Here is an 11489-nt window from a genome sequence, read left to right on the forward strand (position 1 = left end):
ACGCCATCCCCGCAACTACCTGGCCTTCCTCGGCCTAGCAGCCGCCCTCTGCTGCTACAAACGCCTCGTCCGCCTCACCACATAGGACACGGTCTTAAGGGGTGGGGCGGCGGGGTCGGCGAGCCGCAGGAGCTGGTCGTAGTGGGCGACGGAGTAATCAAGGCTTGCTCAAAATCACGGGCTGACCGCATCGCCCCTTGCGTGATCCATGCGCCGAGCAGGAAACAGCCTCACCGTTCGCTTGGGTCATCGCTCCAGTGCCTGGCCAAAAGTGCGACTGACAAGAAAATGACCCGCGTGGTTCAGCCGGTCAGTCTGTGAGCGGTTCGAAGGCGGACGGTCATTCCGAGACTGTTGGCTCCCTTGATCATGCGGTGCATGGCGTTCGCAATCCCGTGGGTGGGGTGGTGAGCACCGAGTTCTCGCCAGGGCGCGTGGTCATGCAGGATGCCTGTGCCGTGTTTGGCAGGGGGCGGATTACGCCGGCATTGCTGTAGGCCCGGGCTGCTTCGGGGGCGGACGAGGAAAGGGTGATCGTCAGGTTGGCGGGTGCCCGGAAGGCGCCGGCCGAGCTGGTGATGAGAGCGCCCGGTTCCACCTCTGGCAGAACCGCGCCTCCGCCGTCGAGAAGACCGTGGCCGCCCATCGTTCCAGCCTGCGTGACGTGCCGCTGCCTGCCCCCGAGCGGGGACCAATCTCGGCGATGCCGAGTGAAGAAACCGCAGGTGATAAGGCGAAAATACGCCGGGGGTAAGTTCGCCGAGCGGGCGCATCACGCTCTCGTTCACGAACTACTCCCCCCGGGGCATGAGCCGGCGTGCCGTCGCGCAGGATCTGGGCTCGGGTCGGCACACCGTCCGGCGATACGCCCGTGCCGCGTCCTGGCAGGACATAGTCAAAAGGCCGCAAGCGGCAACTTCCGGGCAAGTTCGATCCGTTTAAGCCCTACCTGGCCGAACGCTGGGGCGAGACCGGTAGACGGTTGACCGTCCTCGTTCTCTTCCGGGAGATCACCGCCCGGGGATTCCGCGGCCGATACTCCATCGTCTGCGGCTGGATCCGCCGTTCGCGGAGATGCTCACCACCACGCTCGACGGCCTACGCCTGCCGGAGTGGATCACTGCGGCAATGACGTCGGGCCTGCCCGGCATCAGAACCTTTGCTGCGGCCTGGAGACGACTTCGAAGCGGTGACCGCCGGGCTGACCACCGACTGGAACTCCACCGTCACCAGCCCACGCAACTTGGGCCAAGACCCCACCGTGACGGCGGTGCTTGCCCGAGCAGCCGGCTCGTCCGTCGCCACTGCGGCCGCACTCGACCAAGGTTCCGCCGGGCAGGACGTACCGGACATCGGCATCTCCCACTGCCGTGGTAAGTCCCGGCGCACGGACCGCCAGGCGGGTAACGACGGTGTGGACACAGGCGTGGGCATCGCCCGCGCTGATCGCGGATCCGGCGGAGAGCTGGGTGAAGGTGTCGTTATGCGCACGTACACCAGTGCGGCCAGTGCACGCTGTGAAGGTGACAGCTTGCACCTGCGGTCGACCTCCCGAATGACGGTCAGCATGGTGACCCACTCCACGAGGGCATGCGGGACATCGAGTACGGCACGATAGGAAACCAACAGAGCCCCACCGGTGACGAGCTGGCCTAGACAACCCGCTCAACATCGGTGGGGCTCTGCCCGTTCACCCGCCACCCCACCGATCAGTGACCAAGCTGAAAGGGCTCCATGGTTGGGGAGCCGTCGGCGCGGATCGGGGAAGCGGTGCCCTTCGGGACAGGCGCCCACATGGGCCGCTGGTAGATCGTCTCGTGGGTCACGTGCATCTCCGGCCGGTCGGAAAACGAGGCCGCAGAGCCTGGCAGACACCTGCCGACATTCGGGACTTTTAACCACAACTGCCGCCGGATGTCGGTTTTTTTGGGTGAGGGCGTGAGGTTTTCCGGCTGGCGGTGTCTAAGGGTTCAGTGGCCGATGGCCGGGGTTCGGGCCGTTTGACTGGAGGTTGTCGTTGGTGGAGTCCGTGTTGGGACACCGCAGCACGGCTGCCGCTGGAGATTGCGTTTGTCTGACGGGGTGGTCGGGCCAGGCGCCCAGGTGCCTGCTTTTCGCGGGCGGGGTGGGTGGTAAGTGTTGGAGAGCATGCAGGGCGTCAGGGTCTGGCGGGTGGGTGGACGCCGGACGGCCGTGGTGAGGGTCCACACCGGGCGTGCACCCAAGGGTAGAGCGACTGATGTTCGCTCTATTCCGCTTGCCCTCTTTCAGGCAGGTGTTCTTGATCCTGCTTCCCGTGCTCTCGCTGGGGTATCTGGGGCAACCTGCTTCGGCTCCGGCGAGCCTGGAAGGCGGATCATAGCGCCGTCAGCAGGACCGCTCCGGCAGATGCGTTGGCTGCTCGGTTCGCCTCGCCTTAGGCCGTCGCCGTGGCTCTTTCCAGGGCGTCCCAGTCCAGAGGTCTGCCCGCGGCCGTTCACGCAGCCGCTTGGATGTCCATGGTCAGGGAAACCTGTGCCGGGCGGGGTGAGGCGTCTTGCTCGCCGAGGGGAGCGTTTCCAAGTGCACCGGGGACGGAAACCGCCTGATGGTGCATCACCTGTCCGCGCTTCTTGCCCGGCGTCGCCTCTGGCTGAAGCAGTTTCCCCACTCCTGGTCGGGCCGGCCCATCCTGCAGGCCTGCTGCCGCAAGAACCGCGCACACTATCGGAGCACACGACTGGCGGACATGACCGCCGGAAACGGAATGATGAATGCCCAGGCCCCCTCCCGGGAAGCACGGCTTCTCGCGCTGTCCGGACGGCACCGCATCTCGTGAGAGAGCACAACACGTGAGGGCCGCCTTGAATCAGGCACGGACACGGCACATGAAACATCGTCCCGCCGCCCTCAGCCCTGTTCTAACAGCGGCAGGTCTGATCAGACCGGGCTGCGCGTCGTAGCGTCCCCAGCCCGGTTAAACAGGAGTGCGCCGTGGCAGTGGTGCGCCGCCAGATCGGTAATTCAGCAGATCCGGACGGGGCCGCCTCGGCCTCGCCCTCTTTCCACCAGTAGGAGAAGAAATGATGTTACGTCACAAGAAGCCACATATAGCGAGCGTTGTCGCGAACCGCTCCCTCGCCGTGGTCCTTTCCATGGGAATTGCTGGAACGGGCCTCCTGGCCGGCGCGGCCGCATCCAGCGCGGCCGATACCCCTGCTGGCTTCAACTGCTTCACTTCTTGGGAAGGCCCGCAAACTGGATACGACTGGGTGAATGGCAAGTCGGATGGCCAGATACTGAGACTGTTCAACCTGCCCACCTCATTCCTGGACTGGGCCAACGCGCCCCAGGGCTCCAAGGACACGGTTCAGGTGAACGTACAGAACAGCACTTCCCAGGGAGACATTTACGTTCTCTCGCAGACGAAGCTGCTGTTTGCCCTCGCGGACATGGCGGCCGCGACCGCCAGCGTGACGACGGGCGTGCCGTCGGGATGGGAATATTTCCAGGGCATGGCCGAGGAGGCGCAAATACGATCCGCGGTCAGGGCTCTCAAGGACTTCCGAAAAGAGGCCGCCTCGGCGGTCGCGGCTGTGTCGAACAAGACCTGGACTGCCAAGGAGATAGCAGACGGCACCCGCGACAAAGAGATGCTGGAGAAGCTGCAGCCGCTCCTTACTTTGAACGGGGATATCTCGACAATTGTCAACGGTGCCGCGGACCTCTTCGGAAGAATGAAAGAGGACACTACGCAAACGGCTCTCGACAAAACCACCCCGTTCGGCGAAAAGCTGATCGCAGCCATAAAGAAGCAGGGTATTAAGGTCAGCAAGGGCAAGAAGTCCAACATCAAGAGCGCCGACTATTATGAAGCCATCAACACCTGGGCCGTAAGCATGGGTATCAATATCGCAAGAGGCTTGAGCGGCGACGCGCGGTCCATTGCAAACATGATATTGGGCGGAATCAACGTGTTCGGGGTCAGTGGGTGGGCGAGCCGCCTCGGGTTTGCCCCTATCGACATGTTCATCATGAGGGATGACCTGTACGGCTCGCGCATGTCCGTCAACGATAACCACTCTTGGATTGCCCAAGATCAGAAACTTGTTCCTGCCATTGATGCGGGTGGCGCTAATAATGACGGCGCCGACATCAATCAGGCCTACGGCGACCTCCGAGTCCGGGAGGGTGTCGGATACTACAAGTGGCGCAACCTGACGCAGGCGACCGATCTTGTCGACGATCAGACCCTGAATCACATGACGTGCAATGCCCTACAGTCGGTCGGGTTCGACGGCAAGGACGCCATGACGGCCGTCGAGGGCATCAAGCAAGGCCTGATCAACGCGGGCTTCACTGGCGCCACCTGGCAGGATGCTGCCAAAGTCGCGTTCGAGCCGAATTTTCTGAAGCTCCTGAAGCTGGAGTATCGCAATTATGCCAAGAACAATCCAAAAATTTACCTGAATAATCCGTCTTATGCCCTAAGCGAGACCGCGAAGAAGACAGTGAAGGATGTCGTCGCGGTGGCCGGGACTGACTGGAAAACGAACCCCGCCGTCAAACTGGAGAGCGCCGCGAAGAAGGGTCTGGCCAACGGTAGCCGCACTGACGGCTTCGCGGCGTACAGTCAGGACTTTTCAAACGAGTTCGAGGCGTCCGTCAGTGGAGCGGCGTTCGGGGTCAGCTACTGGCACACATATGATCTCCTGAAGGAAATGGCAGCGGATTTCGATTTCACCGCTGAGGGTGACGTGTGGAAAGCCGCGCAGCCCAAAACGGATGGTACCCCGAGTGAGTACGTGAGAATCGCCGCTTTCCTTCTGGCTATCACGAAGCCGCATAGCGACGGAACGCCGGACGTGGAGGCTGCGAAAGCAGAGATCGACACGCTGGCGACTCACTTCGGCGGCATCCCAGGGCAGGTGAAGCCTTCCGTTGAGCGCCTTAACGACTGGTGGCACTCCGGGAAGGGAGACGTCCTCAAGTCCATGCCTATGCCTGGAAGCGTTATTGGCCACAAGATCAAACTCACCAGCGCGCTTGCGCCGCCGGACAGCTACTGCCTGAACGGCGCGGATAACGGCAACTGGACCGACGGCGCCGGAATGAAGATCATCGATTGGTACTGTGACTTCGACCGAAACAACAACAACACCGCGGAGAGGTGGACCTTCAACACCAACGGCCAGCTGCAGGCGATGCAGTCGGACGACGGCAGCGGCACGGTGTACTGCCTCACTGCCAGCACGACCAAGTCGGCACCTTCGACGACAAGCGACCACTCCGTTGTTCTGAAAACGTGCAACTCGTCGGCCACCGCTGCCGCCGCGACTCTTCACGGCCAGCAGTGGCGCAGATACACGGACGGAACCATCCACCTCTTCACTGACAACAGTAAAACCTTGATCGGCGCCGCCAGCCCGGGGGCCAGCACGGATTCCGGTATTTGCCTCGCCGCGTCAAATGCCCATCCGGTAGGGGACACCGATGTGGTGACCAAGCCGTGCGATAATAAGGATGACGCGCAGAAGTGGACCTTTGGCCCATACGTATCTCCCTCCATCACGGTCAACAGTGTGAAGGGCACCACGTCAACGGGAATAGTCAAAGTCAACATCACCTACACGTGTGGTAGCGCTACGAAAATCGTGGTTCCGCTCTGGAATAACTGGTCCGTTCCTGCAGGCACCACAACGGTGACACCAAATTGTGACGGCAAGCCGCAAACCACCACAGTTTCCATCCAAAGCCGGAGCGGAGAGACAGTGTTTGGGCAAGCGGAAATGTACGACTCCGACGGGAAGCTGTCCAAATTGGGATCTCGAGTCAGTGTGACCTGGCAGTGACCGGCTGGGCGGACCGGCCGTTGGACCTCCCCCTGCAGGGCCGGCCTGACCCCGTAACCCGTAAGTCAACCGGTCCGACGGACCGGACTGCATAGACCGAAAGCTCCGTTGGAGCGGCGACCCTAGACAGCCGCTCCAACGGAGCCTCGGCGACCGTGACGGCGTCCGCCAGATCTGGCAAGAGCACTTCCCCGCCGGCGCTGTGTCAGCGAGGCGGGAGTGATGCGCCGTCTCTGGTACAGGTGGGGTGGTTGCGGAGTTCTCCGGTTCGTCCGCGGAAGCCGCCCAGGTTGCGGTAGACCGGTGGGCGAGTTGCCTTCAGCTTTTCGAGGTGCAGCGAGTAGTGGGGGTGCGAGACTGGTTCCGGCCAGAACGCAGGGCCGGTGCTGGAATCGTTTGAGCCGGTCGCGAACCAGGATTTCGAGCCGGCCGAGGCCTACGCCGCGAAGTTGGCGAAGCTGCGTTGGACGCGGGCCCGCCGGAACCCGGGCTGCGTTGAGCCCGGGATGCGTAGGCGGGCAGGATGAACACGGTCTGCCAGCCCCAGGTACCGGACACGCTGCGGCGCTCGCCCTTGCGGCCTGTGTGCCGGCGCAGGCGGTGGCAGAGCCCGCTCCGCCAGCCCGGGCACATCGCGATCAGCCAGGCCACCGGGGCTCTCCCCGAGCGGCGCCCTGACGGCTTCACGACCGGTGTGGTGCCCCGCCTGGCCCAGGTTCGCCGGTGGGCTGTCTGCGGGTGAAACCAGTCTCGTCCTCGAAGCAGACCAAGCCGTCGCAGGCCATGGTCGAGATGCCAGAGGGGAGAGGCTGCGGTCGCCGGGCGAGCCGGGTTCAGCTGGGGGCTAACCGGCGACGGCTTGCGGCATGGCCGTCAAGGACGACAGGGACTGAGCTCGCACAACAGCTGGAGCATCCGCAGCGTTCCTTAACCAAGGAGTGCTTCGCGCGCGGGTGCGCGCGCCCTACCGGGCGTGCCAGCACACGGCGACCGAGGGTGGATGCGGACGTGCCCCCTGGAAGCGGAGCGTACGTGGCTGACTCACCGCGTGACTGCACCATGATCCTGGCTCAGACCGGGGCGGCCCTCCGGCCGCTGATCCGACTCCGAGTCAACACCCTGCCCCCCAAGATCCGGCACATCCCCGAACTGCACTTCGGCTGGTGGGCCGACCAGGGCAGCACCGTAGACACCGTGCGCCCGGCCCCAGCCCTACTGGCCTGCCAGGCCGTCGGCGGTGAACCCCGGGCCTCATACCCGGCCGCCGTAGCGGTCGAGCTCGTGCACAACGCCAGCCTGCTGCACGACGACATCATCGGCCAGGACCCGTTGCCGCGCGGCCGGCCCACCCTTTGGGCGCCAAGGGTTCCCGCAGCGATCCTGGCCGGCAATGCCCTGTTCTTCGCCGCTGTCCAGACCCTCACCGACGCACCGAGACTCGAGCAGACCCTCCCCATCCTGCTGGCCAGCGTCCAGGCCCTGATCGAGGGCGAGTACCTCGACACCCTCATCGAGTCGGACACCGATGTCAGCGCGGACCGAGTGCTGGGCGTTGCGGCTGGCAAGACCGGCGAGCTGCTCGCCTGCGCCTGAGAGCTCGGCGCCCTCGCGGGCGGTGCTGGCCCCTCCACCGTGCGAGGCGCCACGAGGACTCGTCCGCCGTCGTAGCGGGTCGCTGGCCGCCGGTTTCTTGAGCCGAGCGGGCGTCAGGGACCAGGACGGGTAGGTTTCGGTGCACCGGCTGGCGTGCCCGTCTTCGCCTGCAGGTTTCTGAACCCGCGACCGACCCGGGCAGGGGTGAGTCTGTTTGGTTCCGCCGGTCTCTCCCAAGGCCCTCGCAGATCCCGTGCGAGAGGGCGAGCCAGGCCGAGCTGAGCATGTGCGGCCAGGACGAGCCAGGTCCAGCGGTCAAGGTGCCGCCGAGTGCCGCAGCTTCGGCCGGGTCCATCCGAGCGTCTGCTTGAGGAGCCGGAAGGTGTGCTCCACGTCGAAGCGTCGGAGGAAAGCCTGCCAGTACCTGTCGACGTCCTTGGGTTGGGCGCCAGCGCCTGACCACCACAGCCAGACGGGCTTGTTCACCCCGCCGCTGGGCAGTTTCTCGACCGATAGGCGGGTCACGGTGCCCTCGATGACCGGCAGCGGGCCCTCGTGGTCAAGCCCCACGGCCCGGCGGGTCAGCCGCGGATGCGGTCGTTCCCAGGCCTGCGCGGTCGCCGTCCCGTAGCGGTCGGTTTTGGTGACGGTCGCCGCGGTGGCCTCGCCCCAGGTCTCGGGTCGGCCCAAGACGAACTCGCTGCCGTGCTTGGGTGGGCGCCCACCCTGCGGCGGGCAGATCCACGGCACCGGAACAGGCTTGCGCATCACCCGGTCCGAACGGAGTCGCCCCAACACCTCGACGGGCAGGTCGGCGACGAGATGGGCGATGCGGGGCGCGTCGTATCCGGCGTCGAGTACGACCAGGAGATCCGGGTCACTCTCCCGCCACTGGTCGGCGGTGACTGCGGCCACGTCGGCGCCGGGCTCCAGCCGTATCGCGTCCAGCAGGGCCGTCCATGAGGCCCGGCCCGGCTCGAGAGCGGCGACGATCGAGTAGGGCCAGCCAGGGACCATCTGGTGTTTGCCCAGGCCGCGGCCGAAGGTGTGACAAAAGGACCGGTCTGAGCTGGTGTCCGCGTCCGGCCGCCAGCACCAAGCGGCCGTCGCTAGCCCGGGGCAGCGGCGCGCCCGCCAGAGCGCGACGAAGACGGGCGAAGCCGATCCGGCCCTGATTGATCCCGGAGTACAAGGCGCCGTGCCCGCGCCGGTGTTCCGGCGCGAGCGCCAGATCCACGAGGGTGCGGACCGGTCCATCGGTGCACAGCAGCGCGTCACACAAGTCGAACAGGGCATCCGCCCGCGACCTCAGGCACGCGTACAGCCCCGAGCGGAACTCCGACAGCTTGGTGAACGCGCCTGTTTGGACGTTCTGCGCGACCAGTCCCACGACCCCGTCCTCCGCACCTGCATCAAGGCTGAGAACAGGATCGGAGCACGGCCTCTCACACGTCCTGTGAACTGGGGAAACACCGAACAAGTTCGAGCCCAGTTCGACGTCTGTGGATAAACGACAAGATTAGGACTTGTTCCCAAACCTCATCGCCGCAGCTACAGGACTGATATGGGACGGCACATCGCATCGACGCGTTCGGGGAGCGGTCACAGACGAATGACCTACGCCGCTGCGCACGCCCAGCGCAGGGTCATCGGGACGACCACGACGCAGCCGACAACGAGCCCCAAGCCGACTCCGCCGAGAAAGCCGAATGCGGAAGACGCAGAAGGAAAGCGGCTTGCGTTCGGGCCTGGCGGGTTACTCCAGGGCCGGCGGAGATCGGCGGCCAGCGGGCGGGCGAGGCGAAGCTGAGTGTGAGCGACGGCCAGCAGCCAGGTCCAGCGGTCCGCGGCCTCCGGAGTACGGACCTTCGGGGTGGTCCAGCCGAGCGTCTGTTTCCCGAAGCGGAATGTGTGCTCCAGATCGAACCTCCTGAGGAACACCTGCCAGCACAGGTTCCCATCCGCTGAGGTGGCGCCGGTCCTGGAGGACCACAACCACACGCACTGAGCCTCTCGTTCTTTCGAGAGGTGCTCGACTTTCAGGCGGACCAGCGCGCCTTCGGCGATGGGGACTTCGCCGTCGCGCTCCAGCCAAGCCGAGCGGTGGGTGAGCCTCGGGTGGGCCCGGTCCCAGGCCTGCGCTTCGGCCTTTCCGTAGTTCACCGTGTCGGTGGCGGTGGTGATCGCCGGTTCGGGCCAGGTCTCGGGCTTGGCGAAGCGGAACTCCGGCCCGTGCTTGGGCGGTCGGCCGTTGACCCCGTGCATCCTCGGCGGTTTCGGTAGACGCATCACCCGATCGCCGCGGATCCGCCCGACCAGCTCGACGGGCAGATCCCGCAGTACCCAGGCCAAACGGGTGACGTCATAGCCGGCGTCCACGACGATCGTGATCGCCGGGTCTCCCGGCGCCCACTGGGCCGGCCGCGACGAGCAGCCTCCGGAAGTAGATGCGGGGCGAGCGTGGCGAGGATCTGACCGGCGGCCGAGCCGGTAAATCCACCACGCAGGACCCGTCCGGGCCTGTAGTCACCCTGGCTGGGTCCTGCAATGTCAGCCTTTGCTTGGCCGCGTCCCGGCCGAAGACCTCTGGGCCGCCCCGCCCTGCGTGAGACCAGGACCGGTGAGGTCGGCCGTGTCCGCGTCTGGGACGCCACCCACGGTGAGGAAAACACACGGTGAGGACGCGGACCCACGGCCAGCACGGGCAACGGGCCTATCCTGACCCCACCGCCCGGCAACCCCACCGCCCGGCCACGCGCGGCCCGTACCGGGCGCGCGGAGGGCCGGTTGCGGTCGGCAAGCGCGCGGGCGCAGGATCGAAGGGGCATCCTGTGGCCCTGGCGGTGCGCAACAGCCGTCAGGCGCGGGGTCCACCCCTCCGCCCAGGCCCTCGAACGCGACATCCGGAGCTGGCTCGCGGACTGGCCGCAGCGGCGATGTGCGAGCGGACTACTCCGGCAAGCACCGCCGCCACGGGGTAAACCTGCAGGTCATCACCGCGCCGGACGGAACCCTAGCCTGGATCCCTCCCTGCCAGGCGGGGCCCATAACCTGACCGCAGCCCGCCGGCATCGGATCCTCGCCAGCTGCGTCCGCCTCACGATCCCCGTCGTCGCGGACCGCGCCTATCAGGGCGACGGCGACGGCGTTGCTGTTCCCCACCAGCGAAAGCCACGCAAGAACCTCACGCTCAAACAAAAACGCGTCAACCGGGCCCACTCCCGTCTCCGATGGCCTGCCGAGAGAACCCTCTCGTCGATCAAGACCTGCCGCATCCTCCGCAAAGCCCGCTCCCATCCCAACAACCTCACGTCAATCACCAAGGCCAGCCTCACCCTGGAGACTCGCCACTGAACAAGCTAAGTGACAATCGGGTCATGGGCTGGGTCGGAAGCGCTTCTGTTGGCGGCTGCAGAGGTGGGTAGCGGAGGCCTCCCGCCTGGCTGTGCGGCTGGAGGCCCGCGGATAGTTGTTCCACTTCCTCTGACGCGCGGCACTGCAGGGCGCGCGGGAGAAGGGACTGACCAGGAGTGTTCCATTGGTTCCCCTTGTTCCCGACCAACAGAGCCAGGCCCCTGTCGACAGGCAAGGCAGTCCCAGTTGACTATGATCAGCGCGGCATGGTTGTCGCCTACGAGACTATCCGCCGGTGGCGCCGGAAGTTCGGGCAGGCGTATGCCAACTCGTTGACGCCCGCTTCACCAGCAACTGAATCTGACCCGACCAGCCAGCCCGTTGCACGAAATCTCTACTACAAGCCCTCTCGGCGGACGAGCCGGACAATTGGTCTGCCTGCCGTGTCGCCGGCCAGGACCAGCCACAGGCCATCAGACCTGGACGGCGTGATTTGCGCCATGGCAGTACCACCAACAACACGGCGGCCAGCGCCCCCGTGGGCTGGCTTGACCAGGGGGTGCTGGCAGACGGGCAGATCCCAGGACCGTCGAGCAGAGTATCGAGCTGGGCTCTTAGACCGTGTCCTATGTGGTGAGGCGGACGAGGCGTTTGTAGCAGCAGAGGGCGGCTGCTAGGCCGAGGAAGGCCAGGTAGTTGCGGGGATGGCGT

3 protein-coding genes and 3 pseudogenes are annotated in these 11489 nt (G+C 65.4%); 3 read left to right on the forward strand and 3 right to left on the reverse strand.

The features are described 5' to 3' along the window. Positions 1-1258: 1258 nt before the first annotated feature. A pseudogene (locus tag ACFYP3_RS35765) lies at positions 1259-1626 on the reverse strand (transposase family protein); the annotation flags it as partial. Between the two features lie 1439 nt (positions 1627-3065). Between ACFYP3_RS35765 and ACFYP3_RS35770 the strand changes: the two are divergent. Together ACFYP3_RS35770 and ACFYP3_RS35775 are read left to right on the forward strand one after the other, a co-directional pair. Then, the gene (locus ACFYP3_RS35770) at positions 3066-5831 is read left to right on the forward strand and encodes an RICIN domain-containing protein (RefSeq protein WP_388842096.1); all 2766 of its coding nucleotides are present in this window, start codon (positions 3066-3068) and stop codon (positions 5829-5831) included. Between the two features lie 1032 nt (positions 5832-6863). Continuing rightward, positions 6864-7424: a polyprenyl synthetase family protein gene (locus tag ACFYP3_RS35775; RefSeq protein WP_388842098.1), complete on the forward strand. Its 561-nt coding sequence runs from the start codon at positions 6864-6866 to the stop codon at positions 7422-7424. Between the two features lie 23 nt (positions 7425-7447). Here the strand turns inward: ACFYP3_RS35775 and ACFYP3_RS35780 are convergent. Together ACFYP3_RS35780 and ACFYP3_RS35785 are read right to left on the reverse strand one after the other, a co-directional pair. Beyond that, positions 7448-8814, reverse strand: a pseudogene (locus ACFYP3_RS35780) (NF041680 family putative transposase); the annotation flags it as partial. 353 nt (positions 8815-9167) lie between these two features. Beyond that, a pseudogene (locus ACFYP3_RS35785) lies at positions 9168-9839 on the reverse strand (transposase); the annotation flags it as partial. Between the two features lie 372 nt (positions 9840-10211). On the opposite strand from ACFYP3_RS35785, the gene ACFYP3_RS35790 reads away from it, so the two are divergent. Beyond that, positions 10212-10778: a transposase family protein gene (locus ACFYP3_RS35790; RefSeq protein WP_388842100.1), complete on the forward strand. Its 567-nt coding sequence runs from the start codon at positions 10212-10214 to the stop codon at positions 10776-10778. Positions 10779-11489 lie beyond the last annotated feature (711 nt).

Origin of the sequence: Streptomyces sp. NPDC005533 (genome assembly GCF_042871845.1) — a bacterium.
Lineage (GTDB): Bacteria > Actinomycetota > Actinomycetes > Streptomycetales > Streptomycetaceae > Streptomyces.

What these genes read in the sequence shown, in the direction of transcription:
- ACFYP3_RS35770 (WP_388842096.1), top strand. Translation starts at nt 3,066, where the DNA reads ATGTTACGTCACAAGAAGCCACATATAGCGAGCGTTGTCGCGAACCGC.